General features: G+C 73.2%; 14 protein-coding genes and 1 pseudogene. All 15 read left to right on the top strand.

The window, feature by feature from the left end; translation table 11 throughout:
* The first annotated feature begins 15 nt into the window (after positions 1-15).
* The 15 genes and pseudogenes from hpt to KGD83_RS26885 all read left to right on the top strand — a co-directional run bounded on the left by hpt (position 16) and on the right by KGD83_RS26885 (position 14,799).
* Complete coding sequence (gene hpt, locus KGD83_RS26950) at positions 16-570, top strand: hypoxanthine phosphoribosyltransferase (RefSeq protein WP_212641717.1); 555 nt, start codon at positions 16-18, stop codon at positions 568-570.
* A 291-nt stretch (positions 571-861) separates the two neighbouring features.
* Positions 862-2,919 (top strand): ATP-dependent zinc metalloprotease FtsH, encoded by a 2,058-nt coding sequence (ftsH, locus tag KGD83_RS26945; protein WP_212641716.1) that lies wholly within the window; start codon positions 862-864, stop codon positions 2,917-2,919.
* Entirely contained in the window at positions 2,916-3,515 is a 600-nt protein-coding gene (folE, locus tag KGD83_RS26940) for a GTP cyclohydrolase I FolE (RefSeq protein WP_047870502.1), read from the top strand. The genes ftsH and folE overlap by 4 nt, the downstream gene beginning before the upstream one ends.
* Positions 3,516-3,799: 284 nt before the next feature.
* The gene (folP, locus tag KGD83_RS26935) at positions 3,800-4,702 is read left to right on the top strand and encodes a dihydropteroate synthase (protein ID WP_249352040.1); all 903 of its coding nucleotides are present in this window, start codon (positions 3,800-3,802) and stop codon (positions 4,700-4,702) included.
* Positions 4,699-5,148, top strand: a complete 450-nt coding sequence (locus KGD83_RS26930) for a nuclear transport factor 2 family protein (protein ID WP_047870501.1) — start codon at positions 4,699-4,701, stop codon at positions 5,146-5,148. The genes folP and KGD83_RS26930 overlap by 4 nt, the downstream gene beginning before the upstream one ends.
* Positions 5,148-5,504: pseudogene (gene folB, locus KGD83_RS28885) on the top strand (dihydroneopterin aldolase); the annotation flags it as partial. The gene KGD83_RS26930 and the pseudogene folB, both read left to right, overlap by 1 nt.
* A gap of 21 nt (positions 5,505-5,525) precedes the next feature.
* Positions 5,526-6,080 (top strand): 2-amino-4-hydroxy-6-hydroxymethyldihydropteridine diphosphokinase, encoded by a 555-nt coding sequence (gene folK, locus KGD83_RS28880; RefSeq protein ID WP_256448873.1) that lies wholly within the window; start codon positions 5,526-5,528, stop codon positions 6,078-6,080.
* Positions 6,080-6,562 (top strand): DUF3180 domain-containing protein, encoded by a 483-nt coding sequence (locus KGD83_RS26920; protein ID WP_212641714.1) that lies wholly within the window; start codon positions 6,080-6,082, stop codon positions 6,560-6,562. The genes folK and KGD83_RS26920 overlap by 1 nt, the downstream gene beginning before the upstream one ends.
* A 171-nt stretch (positions 6,563-6,733) precedes the next feature.
* On the top strand, positions 6,734-7,180 hold the full coding sequence (locus KGD83_RS26915; protein WP_212644625.1) for a PH domain-containing protein: 447 nt from the start codon (positions 6,734-6,736) through the stop codon (positions 7,178-7,180).
* Between the two features lie 132 nt (positions 7,181-7,312).
* Entirely contained in the window at positions 7,313-8,926 is a 1,614-nt protein-coding gene (locus KGD83_RS26910; protein WP_212641713.1) for a PH domain-containing protein, read from the top strand.
* Positions 8,927-9,171: 245 nt separating this feature from the next.
* Positions 9,172-9,411, top strand: coding sequence for a chaplin family protein (locus tag KGD83_RS26905; RefSeq protein WP_212641712.1), 240 nt, complete (start codon positions 9,172-9,174; stop codon positions 9,409-9,411).
* Positions 9,412-9,845: 434 nt separating this feature from the next.
* A complete protein-coding gene (locus tag KGD83_RS26900; RefSeq protein ID WP_212641711.1) occupies positions 9,846-10,088 on the top strand; it encodes a hypothetical protein in 243 nt (80 codons plus the stop codon).
* A gap of 186 nt (positions 10,089-10,274) precedes the next feature.
* Entirely contained in the window at positions 10,275-11,159 is an 885-nt protein-coding gene (locus tag KGD83_RS26895) for a Rossmann-like and DUF2520 domain-containing protein (RefSeq protein WP_212641710.1), read from the top strand.
* 65 nt (positions 11,160-11,224) lie between these two features.
* The gene (panC, locus tag KGD83_RS26890; protein WP_212641709.1) at positions 11,225-12,094 is read left to right on the top strand and encodes a pantoate--beta-alanine ligase; all 870 of its coding nucleotides are present in this window, start codon (positions 11,225-11,227) and stop codon (positions 12,092-12,094) included.
* Between the two features lie 86 nt (positions 12,095-12,180).
* Complete coding sequence (locus tag KGD83_RS26885) at positions 12,181-14,799, top strand: L-aspartate oxidase (protein WP_212641708.1); 2,619 nt, start codon at positions 12,181-12,183, stop codon at positions 14,797-14,799.
* The last annotated feature ends 31 nt before the right edge of the window (positions 14,800-14,830 follow it).

The following is a 14,830-nucleotide window of genomic DNA, read 5'->3' as shown; positions in this document are numbered from 1 at the left end:
AGCGAGGACATCAGCGTGGACGCCAAAGACATGGGCCGGGACCTGGAGAAGGTCCTGGTCACCGAGGAAGAGATCAAGGCCCGCCTGGAGGAGATCGGCGCGCGCATCGACGCCGACTACGCGGGCAAGGACCTGCTCATCGTCGGTGTGCTCAAGGGCGCGGTGATGGTGATGGCCGACCTGGCCCGGGTGCTGCACACCCCGGTCTCCATGGACTGGATGGCGGTCTCCTCCTACGGGGCCGGGACCACCTCCTCCGGCGTGGTCCGCATCCTCAAGGACCTGGAGACCGACATCAAGGACCGCGACGTCCTCATCGTCGAGGACGTCATCGACTCCGGTCTGACCCTGTCGTGGCTGATCGGCAACCTGAAGTCGCGCGGGCCCCGCTCGGTGGAGGTCTGCACGATGGTCCGCAAGCCGCTGGCGTTCGACGTGGACCTCCACGTGGAGTACGTCGGCTTCGACCTGCCCAACGAGTTCATCGTCGGCTACGGCCTCGACTACGCCGAGAAGTACCGCAACCTGCCCTTCATCGGCACCCTCGCCCCGCACGTCTACGAGGACTAGGGGCGCCCGGCCCGCCGCGGACTCCGTACGGGCTCGCACCGGACCCGTACGGAGGCTGTGGGGAGTGCCACGGGAACAACGCGGTGGGGTGTCGTCGTTGCTTTCATGACGGTTCCCGTCCGGTCGTACCGGTCGTCCGTGCGGGCGTGCCCGCCCTCGGGGGCGAGGTGTACCGTCGAATATCCCGGCGATGTTCCGGGGAACCACGTGTCCGATAGGTCCTGCTTCGGAAACTCCTCTGGGGTGGGGCGGCCTGGTCAGGAGGGACGGACCCGACAGGGTTCCGCTCACATGAATCTGAAGCGTTTTTTCCGCGGTCCGTGGATCTGGATCCTGGCCGTCGGCCTCATGCTCATCATCGGCTTCCGCGTGTTCGACGTCGGCGGCGGTCCCCAGCCCACCGAGACCGACATCTCGACCGTCCACCAGCTCATCGAGCGGGACGAGGTGGACAACGCCGAGATCGTCGACCGCGACCAGCGCATCGTGCTGACCACCGTGGACGACGAGATCTACGAGGCGTACTGGGTCGAGGGCCAGGGCCTCCAGCTCGCGGAGATGCTCCAGACATCCCTGGACAGCGAGGGCACCAACCTGGAGTCCTACGAGGTCTCGGTCGCCACCACGCCGGTGTGGACCACCGCGCTGTTCAGCCTGCTGCCGCTGGTCATCATCATCGTCATCTTCTGGTTCATCTTCAGCCAGATGCAGGGCGGCGGCTCGCGCGTGATGAACTTCGGCAAGTCCAAGGCCAAGCTCATCACCAAGGACACGCCCAAGAACACCTTCGCCGACGTCGCCGGGGCCGACGAGGCCATCGAGGAGCTCCACGAGATCAAGGAGTTCCTCCAGAACCCGGCCAAGTTCCAGGCGATGGGCGCCAAGATCCCCAAGGGCGTGCTCCTGATGGGACCGCCCGGAACCGGTAAGACCCTGCTGGCCCGCGCCGTCGCCGGTGAGGCCGGGGTCCCGTTCTACTCCATCTCCGGCTCGGACTTCGTCGAGATGTTCGTCGGTGTGGGCGCCTCCCGCGTGCGCGACCTGTTCGAGCAGGCCAAGGCCAACGCCCCCGCGATCATCTTCATCGACGAGATCGACGCCGTCGGCCGCCACCGCGGCGCCGGCATGGGCGGCGGGCACGACGAGCGCGAGCAGACCCTCAACCAGATGCTGGTCGAGATGGACGGCTTCGACGTCAAGGGCGGCGTCATCCTCATCGCCGCCACCAACCGGCCCGACATCCTCGACCCGGCGCTGCTGCGCCCAGGCCGCTTCGACCGCCAGGTCGTCGTGGACCGCCCGGACATGGACGGCCGCCGCGACATCCTCAAGGTCCACGCCAAGGGCAAGCCCATGGCGGACGACGTCGACTTCAACGTCATCGCCCGCCAGACCGCCGGGATGACCGGCGCCGACCTGGCCAACGTCATCAACGAGGGCGCCCTGCTGTCCGCGCGCGCCGACCGGCAGGCCATCACCCACGCCGTCCTGGAGGAGGCGATCGAGCGGGTCATGGCCGGTCCCGAGCGCAAGACCCGGGTGATGTCCGACCGGGAGAAGAAGGTCATCGCCTACCACGAGGGCGGCCACGCCCTGGTGGGCCACGCGCTGCCCAACTCCGACCCGGTGCACAAGATCACCATCCTGCCGCGCGGCCGGGCCCTGGGCTACACGATGTCGGTGCCCACGGAGGACAAGTTCCTCACCTCGCGCTCGCAGATGATGGACCAGCTCGCGATGATGCTCGGCGGCCGCGCCGCGGAGGAACTCGTCTTCCACGAGCCCACCACCGGCGCGGGCAACGACATCGACAAGGCCACCAACCTGGCCCGCAACATGGTCACCGAGTACGGCATGAGCGAGCGCCTGGGCGCCCGCAAGTTCGGCTCCGGCAACACCGAGCCCTTCCTGGGCCGGGAGATGTCGCACGCCCGCGAGTACTCCGAGGAGATCGCCTCCATCATCGACGAGGAGGTGCGCCGCCTCATCGAGTCCGCGCACGACGAGGCCTACGAGGTCCTCGTCGAGTACCGGGACGTCCTGGACGACCTGGTCGTGGCGCTGCTGGAGAAGGAGACCCTGTCCAAGGCCCAGGTGCTGGAGATCTTCGCGCCGGTGGTCAAGCGCCCCTCCCGCGGCTCCTACACGGGTTACGGCAAGCGCCAGCCCTCGGAGCGGCCCCCCGTGCGCTCCAAGAAGGAGCTGGCCGTGCTCAACGGCGCCGAGGTCCCGGGCGCCGACGCGGTGCGGGGCTCCACGGACGTCCAGGACCCCCAAGCGGTCCGGGGCTCCTCGGCCAACGGACAGCTCGCGGGGCCGTCCGCCGCGGATGAGGGGGACGAGTCGTGAGCGCGTCCGAGGAACTGCCGCCCAGGTCCGTGGACCGTCTGCGCATCGAGCGCGCCGTCCGCGAGATCCTGCTCGCCATCGGCGAGGACCCCGACCGCGACGGCCTGGTCAAGACGCCCGAACGGGTGGCCAGGGCCTACGAGGAGCAGTTCGCGGGGCTGGGGCAGAAGCCCGGGGACGTGCTCACCACCGTGTTCGAGGCCGACCACGAGGAGATGGTCCTGGTCAAGGACATCGAGCTCTACTCCACCTGCGAGCACCACCTGGTGCCGTTCTACGGGGTGGCGCACGTGGGCTACATCCCCGGCGCGGACGGCCGCATCACCGGCCTGAGCAAGCTCGCCCGCCTGGTGGACGTGTACGCGCGCCGCCCGCAGGTGCAGGAGCGGCTCACCGGCCAGGTGTCGGACGCGATCATGGAGTTCCTCCAGCCGCGCGGGGTGATCGTCGTGGTCGAGGCCGAGCACCTGTGCATGACCATGCGCGGGGTGCGCAAGCCCGGGGCCAAGACCGTCACCTCGGCGGTGCGGGGGATCTTCCGCAGCAGCGACCGGACCCGCTCCGAGGCGATGAGCCTGATCCTGAGCCAGCGCTAGGCAGCGTTTTTCCGGGACCTCCGCCCCGCTCCGTCCCACCCGTCGCCCGCCACCACCCTCAACGGACGCTGCGCGCGGTCCGTCTCGTGTCCGGGCGCCCGCAGAACAGGAACCCCGTGGGCGCCCGGACCAACCCCCCACGAGCCGAGGCCGGTTCAGAGAACAGAACCCGGGCGCCCTTCCCGGAGACCTCGGTCGCCGGGGAGGGTCTCGCGCCTCCACGGTCGGGCACAAGCCCCGGGCGCGCGCCTCCGGTTTTCCGGCGTACGCGTAGGGTGATCCCTATGGGGCCGAAACACACACTTCCGGGCCTGCCCGACCGCGGGCGGTGCCTGGTCATGGGGGTCGTGAACGTCACCCCCGACTCCTTCTCCGACGGCGGCGCGTGGTTCGATCCCGACAGGGCGATCGAACACGGGCTGCGCCTGGTCGAGGAGGGCGCGGACCTGGTCGACGTGGGCGGTGAGTCCACCCGTCCCGGCGCGCAGCGCGTCTCCGCCGCCGAGGAGCTGCGCAGGGTCGAACCGGTCGTGCGGGAGCTCTCCGCGCGGGGCGTCGCCGTCAGCGTCGACACCATGCGCGCCGAGATCGCCGAGAAGGCCGTGGAGGCCGGAGCCGTTCTGGTCAACGACGTCAGCGGCGGGCTCGCCGACCCGGCCATGGCCCGCCTCGTGGCGTCTTCCGGCGTTGCCTACGTGTTGATGCACTGGCGTGGGCATAGTCATGACATGCAGAGCCGTGCCGTGTACACGGATGTCGTCCAGGAGGTCCTCGATGAGCTCCGCGACCGTATGGAGGCCATGATCAGTGCAGGTGTCGACCCCGGCCAGATCGTTCTGGACCCCGGGTTGGGATTCTCCAAGCGCCCCGAGCAGGCGCACAACTGGGCGCTGCTGCACGAGCTGGAGCGCTTCCACGAGCTGGGACGCCCCGTGCTGGTGGCCGGATCGCGCAAGCGCTTCCTGAGCCGCCTGCTCGGCGACGCCAAGGGCGAGGACCGCCCCTTCACCGAGTGCGACGCGGCCACCGCGGCCGTCACCACCCTGTCCGCGGACCGGGGGGCGTGGGCCGTGCGGGTGCACGACGTCCGGCCCAGCGCCGACGCCGTCCGAGTGGCGGCCGCCTGGGCCGACGGCGGCGCCCGTCTGGACGACGGACGCGCCGAACCGGTGGAGGGCAGCCTGTGAAGTCCCGCCAGGAGGTCATGGAGCGCGTGGCCGAGGCCAACGCGCAGTTCTACAGCGCCATCGAGAACGGCGACATCGACCTGATGCGCAGTGTCTGGGCGGAGGAGCACGAGGCACCCGACCTGGTGTGCGTGAACCCCGGCTGGCCGCTGCTGCGCGGGCGCACCGAGATCATGCGCGCCTGGTCGCTGATCATGGCCAACGTCACCTACATCCAGTACGTGCTCACCGAGACCCACATCGGGGTCGGCGGCGACATCGCCATGGTCACGTGCGAGGAGAACGTGCTGACCGCGGAGGAGGACAGTCCCGGCTTCGTCGCGGGCGGCCAGGTGGTGACCACCAACCTGTTCGTGGACACCGACCAGGGGTGGCGGCTGTGGTCGCACCACGCCTCGCCCGTGCTCATGGAGGAGGACGAGGACGAGGGAGAGGTCGAGGCCTGATGCCCGATCGCGTCGCGCTCCGCGGACTGCGGGCCCGCGGCCACCACGGCGTGTTCGACTTCGAGCGCAGGGAGGGCCAGGACTTCGTGGTCGACGCGGTGCTGTACCTGGACACCGCCCCGGCGGCGGCCTCCGACGACGTGGGCGACACCGTCCACTACGGCCTGCTCGCCGACCGGCTGGTCGCGATCGTGACCGGGGAACCGGTCAACCTGATCGAGACGCTCGCCGAGCGGCTGGCCCGGGAGTGCCTGGCCGAACCGCTGGTCGAGCGGGCGGAGGTGACGGTGCACAAGCCGTCCGCGCCCATCGAGCACGAGTTCGCCGACGTGGCCGTCACCGTGGTCCGGGAGCGGACGCGGCGCGAGCCCGGCGACATCGGCGACGCCCGGGACCCGGGAGGCGCGCAGGACCCCGCCAGGCGGCGCGCAGTGCTCTCCCTGGGCTCCAACCTCGGGGACCGGATGGCGACCCTCCAGGGGGCCGTGGACACGCTGCTGGGCGGCGCGGACGCGCCCGTCCCGGTGGCGGTGTCCCCCGTCTACGAGACCGAGCCGGTGGGCGGCCCCGAACAGGGCGCCTTCCTCAACGCGGTCCTGGTCGTGGACACCGACGGCCCGCCCCGCGCCCTGCTGGAGCGCGCCCGCGCGGCCGAGCGGGCCTTCGACCGCGTCCGCGGGGTCCGGTGGGGGCCGCGCACGCTGGACGTGGACGTCATCGCGTTCGGGGACGTGCGCGACGACGACCCGGAGCTGACCCTGCCGCACCCGCGCGCCCACGAACGGGGGTTCGTGCTCCGGCCCTGGCTGGACGCCGACCCCGGGGCGCGCCTGCCGGGCGGGGGACCGGTCGCCGACCTGCTGGAGGCCTGCGGCGAGCAGGGGCTGCGTCGGCGCGACGACCTGCGGCTGCGCTTGCCGGGGCGGGCCTGATGTCCCGGGACGAGGAGGGGCGGATGCGCCCCACCGGGTGGCGGGTGCCGTCCCTGCTGGCGGTGGTCGGCGCCCTCGCGGGGGTGCTGATCACCAACTCCCTGCCGGGGCTGCCGCTGCTGCCGTGGTCGGCGATCCCGACCCTGCTGCTGCTCGCGGTCGCCGAGGGCTACACGGCGGGGCGGACCCGCAGGCGCATCCGCCGGGAGCCGGGCACCGAGCCGATGCAGCCGCTCAGCGCGGCCCGCCTCGTCGCCCTGGCCAAGGCCAGCGCGCTGTTCGCGTCCCTGGCGCTCGGCTTCTTCGCGGGGATGGCGCTGTCGGTGTCGGACACGCTGGTGCTGCCCGTGCACCGGGAGGTGTTCCTCACCGCGCTGGGCACGGCCCTGTCGTCGGGTCTGCTGCTGGCCGCCGCCCTCTACCTGGAGCACGCCTGCCGGGTCCCCGAGGACGACGATCCGCAGGACGGCGCCCGGTTCTGACTCCTCGGGGTCTTTCGTCCGAATTCGCCTGCGCGCCGCGTCGGTCTGCCGGTGCTTGCCCCCGGATGGTTGACTGGCTCCGTGGAGACCAGTGACACGACACCGCCGCCCGGGCCCTCCAGGCCGCTCGACGCGGCGTTCGCACCGCCCGGGGACGCCTCCTGGAGCCGTGTGTCGCCCGCCCTGGCCTGGTACCGCCGGATCGTTGTGGGCGTGCTGTGCCTGATCGCCGGGGGCGGGGGCGCCGTGCTGCTGTTCGTGCGGGCCTCCTGGCCCTGGGCCGCCGCCTGGGCGGTGCTGGCCGCGGCGGTGCTGGCCGCGGGCTGGGTCCTGGCCGGGCTCTTCCGGCGGTCGTGGGGCTACGCGGAGGCCGACGAGGAGCTCTACCTCGCCTACGGGGTGTTCGTGAGGCAGCTGGTGGTCATCCCCTACGGCCGCATGCAGGTCGTGGACGTCACCGCCGACCTCCTCGAACAGGCCGTGGGCATCGCCACCGTGCAGGTGCGCACCGCCGCCAGCACCGCGGACACCCGGGTGGTCGGGCTGCCGCTGGCCGAGGCCGTCCGGATGCGCGACCGGCTCGCGGCGCGCAGTGAGAGCTTCTCGACGGGGTTGTAAGTGCACGGACCAGCTCAGCCGCCGCAGGGGCCCCCGGGCCCGCACGCCCGACCGGGGCCCGCCGGTCCGCAGTGGTACCAGGGCCCTCCGGGCCACCCGGGGCCTCCGTTCGGTCCGCCGCTGCCGCCAGCCATGCCGCCCCCGACCGCTTGGCGGCCCCAGCCGGTCCGGCCCCCGCGACCGGAGGACGACGTCACCACGGGCGTGTTCCGCGCGCACTGGATGAGCGTCCCGCTCCAGGTCGTCGCGGTGACCCTGGTGTTCGTGGCGCTGGTCGGCCCCATCCTCAACACCTTCGGCTTCGCCTGGGTCGTGATGATGGCGGTGGCCGTCGTCTTCGGCACGCTCGCCTACGCCCTGCCCGCTTGGTGGTACGCCACCTTCGGACTGCGCGAGGACCACCTGGTCGTCCACAGCGGTCTGGTCAGGCGCAGCTCGCGCGAGGTGCCGCTCAGCCGCCTCCAGGCGGTGGACGTGGTCCGGCCCCTGTTCCTCCAGGTGTTCGGCATGGCCGAACTGCGGGTCGAGCTGGCGGGCGGCGACGGGAGCGACATCCGGCTGCGCTGCCTGCCCCGCGTCCTGGCCGAGCGCCTGCGCGTGGCCGCCCTCGCGCACGCCGCCGGACTCCCCGGGCGCTCGCCCGAGGCGCCGGAGTGGCCGTTCTACCGGCTGCCCTTCCTGCTGCTGCTAGGCGCGCTGACCTTCCGCGTGCCGGTCCTGCTGTCCTTCATCGCGCTGCTCATGCTCGCCACCGCGGGCGCGGTCTTCGCGGAACCGGGCGTGGTGGGCGCGCTCCTCCCGCTCACCCTGGGGCTGCTGCGCTACTTCTGGGGGCCCCTGGCCCGCTACACCGACTACTACGCCTCCCTGTCCTCCGACGGCCTGCGCCTGCGCTACGGCATGTTCCAGCGGCGCATGCAGACCGTCCCACCGGGGCGCGTGCAGGCCGTGCGCGTGGTCGAGCCCCTGCTCTGGCGGGCCCTGGGCGTGGCCCGGGTCGAGGCCAACGTCGCCGGTTACGCGGGCGCGCGCCAGGCCGACTCGTCCACCCTGCTGCCCGTGGCGCCGCGCCGCACGGCCTTCGCCCTGGTCAACGAGCTGTTCCCGGAGAGCGAGGCGGCCCACGTGCCGCTCGTGCCCAACGACAGGCCGGTGCCGAGCCTGATGGGCGTGGACGAGCACCTCTTCGTCAGCACGCGCGGCCTGTTCTGCCTGGTGACGGAGATCGTCCCGGTGGAGCGCGTCCAGACGGCCCGCCTGGTGGCCGGGCCCCTGGCCCGCCTGACGGGGCGTGTCGCGGTGGACGTGGACACGCCCCCCGGGCCGGTCCGCGCGAGGGCCCACGGGCGCGAGGCCCGGGAGGCGCGCCGCTTCCTGGACGCGCTGGCCGAGCACGGGCGCCGGGCCCGGGTACCCGCGGCGGGCACGGAACGCTGGGCCACCCGCGCCACCCTCACCCGCCGGACCGGGGCCGCAGGGCGGCCCTCCTTCGAGGAGGCCGGACCCGGGGTGCCCGCGCCCGCCGCAGGGGCGCCGGAGCACGCCGGGGACCCGGAGGGCCCGGCGCGCGTCGAGGCCCCGGCCGCGCCGCCGCCGGGCGGCCGTCCGCGCTTCCTGGCCCCGGGGGCCGAAGGTCCCGAATCCGAGGATCCGGTGCCAGGGGCCGCGGAAGCCGGGAAAGACGGCACCGCCGACACCTCCGCCGAGGACGGTGCGGAGGAGACCCGGGACACCCCCGAACGCTGATGTGTCGTGCATCACATTAAGGGGCCCTCGGGCTCCCTTTTGTGGTTCACATGTCGGACATGGGTGCGCACGGATGGTGATAATTCCAGCTCGCCACCGTGAAATGCTTTCGCGTTATGGCCACGCCGGGCGAGGGAGTATGGCTAAATGGTGACCGAACACGGGGAGTGTTCAGTGTCATACACATAGTCAATGGTATTGACCGGTTGGCGCCCCCCGCCAACCGGTCCGACGGGAGAAACCACATGCTGAAGAAGGCTTTCGCCGCCAGTGCCATCGTCGCCGCCGCCGCGGGCGTCCTGTTCACCGGCGCTCCGGCCATGGCCGACAGCGACGTCTCGACCTCCGGCAACGGAAGCATCCTGGGGGGCAACCAGCTCGTGGCCGACCTGGACGTGCCGATCAACGTCTGCGGCAACGCCATCGCGGTCCTCGGTGTGGCCGGCGCCAACTGCGTCGACTCCGGCGCCACCGTGAAGAACTGATAGCAGCTCACGGCGGCCCGTCCCGGCCCCGCCGGACGACGGGCTCCCGAACGAGGCGCCATCCCGTGACGACGGGGTGGCGCCTTCGCCGTGTCCGGCACCCGCATCCGATCCTCCCGGATCCGCCCCGCGAACCCCGTCCGCGACCCGCCCCCTTCCGCTCGGCCGCAACCGCAATTGTCGTCCGTCTGGAAACCGTCCGGCCGGTGACGCTGCGCGCACACGCCTCCCGCCGATGTCTGGGCCTTTGTCCCGAACACACCCGAGAGGCGCGCGCACCCAGTGTGAACATAAGGACGTTTCTCGTTATAAGGCCAGCTCAAAGCAGGGAAACGAGGGCTTCCCGGGGTAATTTCTTGAGCGGTTCCCCAGGGAGCCGCCACACAACCAGCCGTCCGGCGGTCCCCCCGACCGGACACAGAAGGAGACGTGTAGTGCTCAAGAAGACGCTCGCCACCAGTGCCGTGATCCTCGCCTCCGCCGGGGTCCTCCTCACCGCGGCACCGGCGGCCGCGAACGTCGGCACCTGGACCTCCAACCACGGTTCCGACTTCAGCGGCAACCTCTCCTACATCAACGGCCTGACGAACGGCAACGTGGGCTGCGGCAACTCCAACGCCGCCTTCGGCCAGTCCCTGGGCTCGTGCTTCAACACCGGGGTGATCATCCAGGACTGACCCGGCCGGTCCCGCGGAGGGGGCCCAGGTGCCGGGTGGTGGGGGCGGACGCGGTGTCCGCCCCCACACGCGTGTCCGGGGGCGGGTCGGCAGGTCACCGGCCGGGGAGGACTATCGTGTGCTCAGGCGCCCCGGAACGACAGGAACCGGACGCGCCCCACGCGTTCGGACCACGAGGGGGCACACATGGAGACGACGCAGGGACGCCCCGCCCGCCTGCGGATCGGCGTCATCGGATCCGGACGGGTCGGCTCCGTCCTCGGCCAGGCCCTGGGCCGGGCCGGGCACAAGGTCGTCGCCGCCTCCGCGGTCTCCGACGCCTCCCGGGCCCGAGCCGCCGACCGCCTGCCCACCGCGCGCGTGCTCGAACCGGCCCGGGTCGCCGAGGCCAGCGACCTCGTCCTGCTCACCGTCCCCGACGACGCCCTCCCCGAACTCGTCGAAGGGCTCGCCTCCACCGGCACCGACCTGCGCGGCAAGATCCTCGTCCACGCCAGCGGAGCCCACGGCTACGGCGTCCTGGCCCCCGCCACCCTCGTCGGCGCACTGCCCCTCGCACTCCACCCCGCCATGACCTTCACCGGGCGCGACGAGGACGTCGACCGCCTCGCCAACTGCGCGTTCGGCGTCACCGCGCCCGAGCAGCTGCGCCCCATCGCCGAGGCCCTCGTCGTCGAGATGGGCGCCGAACCCGTGTGGATCACCGAGGACAAGCGCACCCTCTACCACGCGGCCCTCGCCGGAGGCGCCAACCACCTGGTCACCCTGGTCTCCGACAGCGCCGCCCTGCTCGCCTCCGCCGGGGTCCCCGAACCCGGCCGCATGCTCGCCCCCATGCTCAGCGCGGCCCTGGACAACGCCCTGCGCCTGGGCATCCACGGCCTGAGCGGCCCCGTCCTGCGCGGCGACGCCGGAACCGTCGCCGGGCACATCGAGCAGCTGCGGGAGAACGCGCCCGAGAGCGTGGCCAGCTACGTCGAACTCGCCCGGCTCACCGCCGACCGCGCCATCAACGCCGGAATGCTCAAGCCCGAGGACGCCGCGCGCCTGCTCGACGTCCTCCGCCGCTGAGACGCCGCCGGGTCCGGCGCGCGCACGGCCGCCGCGACGCAGAACACCACCACGGGAAACCACCGATGACCGCACCGCACTCCGCCGCCCCAGCCCCCCTCGTCGCGCACACGCCCGACGAGCTGCGCCGCGCCCTCAGGGACGCCGGACGGGTCGCCCTCGTCCCCACCATGGGCGCCCTGCACGAGGGCCACCGCAGCCTCATGCGCCTGGCCCGCGAACGCGCCGACACCGTGGTCGTCAGCGTCTTCGTCAACCCGCTCCAGTTCGGGCCCGACGAGGACTTCGACCGCTACCCGCGCACCCTGGACACCGACACCGCCGTGTGCGCGGAGGAGGGCGTCGACGTGGTCTTCGCCCCCGGCGTCGACACCATGTACCCCGCCGAGCAGACGGTCACCGTCCACGCGGGCGCGATGGGCGACCGGCTGGAGGGCGCCTCCCGCCCCGGGTTCTTCACCGGCGTGCTCACCGTGGTCAGCAAGCTCCTGCACCTGGTCGGCCCGGACCTCGCGGTCTTCGGGAGCAAGGACGCCCAGCAGCTCGCCGTGGTCCGCCGCATGGCCGCCGACCTCAACATGCCCGTGGAGATCGTCGGCGCGCCCACCCTGCGCGACCCCGACGGCCTGGCCACCTCCAGCCGCAACGTCTACCTGTCCGCGGCCGAGCGCGCCAGCGCCCTGTCCCTGTCCCGCGCCCTGGAGGCGGGCCGCGCCGCCGCCTCCGGGGGCCCCGACGCCGTCCGCGCGGCGGCCCGGGACGTCCTGGACGAAGCGGCCGGAGCCGAGCCGCCCGTCGAACTCGACTACCTCGCGTTGGTCGATCCGGCCACCTTCGCCGACGTCCCCGCCGACCACGCGGGCGGGGCCGTCCTGGCCGTCGCCGCCCGCGTGGGCGCGACCCGGCTCATCGACAACGTGTCCCTGACCCTCTAGGCCGCCCCCGCCCCGCGTCCCAGGGGTGGGCCGCCCCCCGCACACCAGCGCCGCGTACCGGCGGCACCCCGGAAGAGAGAACACGGATGAGCACACCCCTCCAGACACGGCTCGACGCCCCCGAGCCGGGGTGGACGATCGAGGCCGACGTCGCGGTCGTCGGCTCGGGCATCGCCGGTCTGAGCACCGCGCTGCGCTACGCCCAGCGCACCGAGCGCGGCCGGGTCGTGCTCGTCACCAAGGACCGCCTGTCCACCGGCTCCACCGCCTACGCCCAGGGCGGGATCGCCGCCGCCATGGCGCCCGAGGACGGGCCCGTCGCCCACATGGTCGACACCCACCTGGCGGGGGCGGGCCTGTCCGATCCCCACGCCGTCAACGTCCTGGCCGCCGAGGGCCCCGACGCCCTGCGCTGGCTCATCGGGCTGGGCGCCGAGTTCGACCTCGCCGAGGACGGCGCCCTGGCCCTCACCCGCGAGGGCGGCCACCGCGCCGACCGCGTCGCGCACGCGGGCGGCGACGCCACCGGCGCCGAGATCCAGCGCGCCCTCGTGGCCGCCGTCCTGGCCGAGGAGCGCATCGAGGCCGTCGAACACGCCGTGGCCCTGGACGCCCTGCGCGACCCCGACACGGGAGCGGTGTGCGGCGCCACCCTGCACGTCATGGGCGAGGGCGCCCGAGACGGCGTCGGCGCGGTCCTTGCCCCCGCCGTGGTGCTGGCCACCGGCGGCATGGGACAGGTCTTCGCCGCCACCACCAACCCGCCCGTGTCCACCGGGGACGGCCTCGCCCTGGCCGCCCGCGCCGGGGCGCGCCTGCGCGACCTGGAGTTCATCCAGTTCCACCCCACGGTGCTCTGGCTCGGCCCGGAGGCGCGCGGGCGCCAGCCCCTGGTCTCCGAGGCCCTGCGCGGGGAGGGCGCCTACCTGGTGGACGCCGAAGGCGTTCGCATCATGGAGGGCGTCCACGAGCTGGCCGACCTCGCCCCCCGCGACGTGGTGGCGCGCACCATCGCCCGCACGATGGCCGAGCAGGGCGTCGACCACGTCTACCTGGAGACCCGCCACTTCGGCCCGGCCACCTGGGAGCGGCGCTTCCCGACCATCCTCGCCTCCTGCCGCGAGCACGGCATCGACCCGCTCACCCAGCCGGTCCCCGTCGCCCCCGCCGCCCACTACGCCTCCGGCGGCGCCGAGGTCGACATCGACGGCCGCACCTCGGTCCCCGGCCTGTGGGCCGTGGGCGAGGTCGCCCGCACGGGGGTGCACGGCGCCAACCGGCTCGCCTCCAACTCCCTGCTGGAGGGCCTGGTCTACGCCGACCGGATCGCCGCCCGCCTGGCGGGCGACCCCGCCCCCCGGTCCGCGCGGGCCGAGGCCGTCGGCACCGTCACCCCGCTTCCCGACCCCGCCGCCGCGGCCCGCGTGCGCACCCTCATGTCGCGCCACGCCGGGGTGCTGCGCACCGGCGAGGGGCTCGCCGAGCTGACCGCCGAACTCGACGCCCTCGCCCGTCCCGGTTCCCGGGCCACCCCCGACGTGGCCGCCTGGGAGACCGCCAACCTGCTCACCGCGGCCCGGCTCGTGGCCGCCGCCGCGCTGCACAGGACCGAGAGCAGGGGCGCGCACCAGCGCGCCGACCACCCCGAGCCCGTACCCGGGCTCCGGATCCGCCCCGTCGTCGTCCGGCTGGAAGGGAACACCATCGTGACCACGGATGAGGACTGGACGCCCTCCCTGCCGCCCGCGCTCACCGCGGAACTGGACTCCATCGGCCTCCCCCTCGCCGGTTCGGGCGCCGGCGGGGTTCTGGAGGCGTCGGGCGCCCACCCGGACGCGCGCGCCGAGTTCTCCCTCCCGTACACCGCCCCCTCGCAGTCCCACGTGGACCTGGTCCGCCGCGCCCTGTCCGAGGACCTCACCGCGGGACCGGGCATCGACGTCACCACCGTCGCGACCATCCCCGGCGACCAGGTGCGCACCGCGCACGTGGTGGCCCGCGCCGACGGCACCGTCAGCGGCCTCCCGCTCGCCGAACTCGTCTTCTGGCTGGTCGCCGACGGAGCCCTGGAGGCGCACCGGACCGTGGCCGACGGCGACGCGGTCAAGCGCGGCGACGTCCTGATGACGGTCACCGCGCGCACCCGCGACCTGCTCACCGCGGAGCGGACCGCCCTCAACTTCCTCACCCACATGTCCGGAATCGCCACCGCCACCCGCGCCTGGGTGGACGCCGTGGCCGGGACCGGTGCCCGGATCCGGGACAGCCGCAAGACCCGGCCGGGGCTGCGCGCGCTGGAGAAGTACGCCGTGCGCTGCGGCGGCGGGGTGAACCACCGCTACGGCCTCAGCGACGCCGGACTGGTCAAGGACAACCACGTCGTCGCCGCGGGCGGCGTAGGCGAGGCGGTCCGCGCCATCCGCGCGCGCTTCCCCGACCTCCCCCTGGAGGTGGAGGTGGACCGGACCGACCAGATCGAGGACGCCATCGCCGCGGGCGCCGAGGAGATCCTGCTCGACAACTTCACCGCCGAGCGGCTCCGCGAGGCGGTCGCGCTGGTCGCGGGCCGTGCGCGGCTGGAGTCCTCCGGCGGCCTGACCCTGGACGTGGCGGGTGACGTGGCCCGCACCGGGGTGGACTTCCTGGCGGTCGGGGCGCTCACCCACTCCAGCCCGGCGCTGGATATCGCGCTTGACCTGTTGTGAGCGGCCCGGTTGGTGGAAGATTCCTTGAGAA

This window comes from Nocardiopsis akebiae (assembly GCF_018316795.1).
In the GTDB taxonomy this organism is placed as follows: Bacteria; Actinomycetota; Actinomycetes; order Streptosporangiales; family Streptosporangiaceae; genus Nocardiopsis; species Nocardiopsis dassonvillei.
The sequence above is the reverse complement of the archived record's forward strand: the minus strand, read 5'-3'. Positions and strand labels throughout refer to the sequence as shown.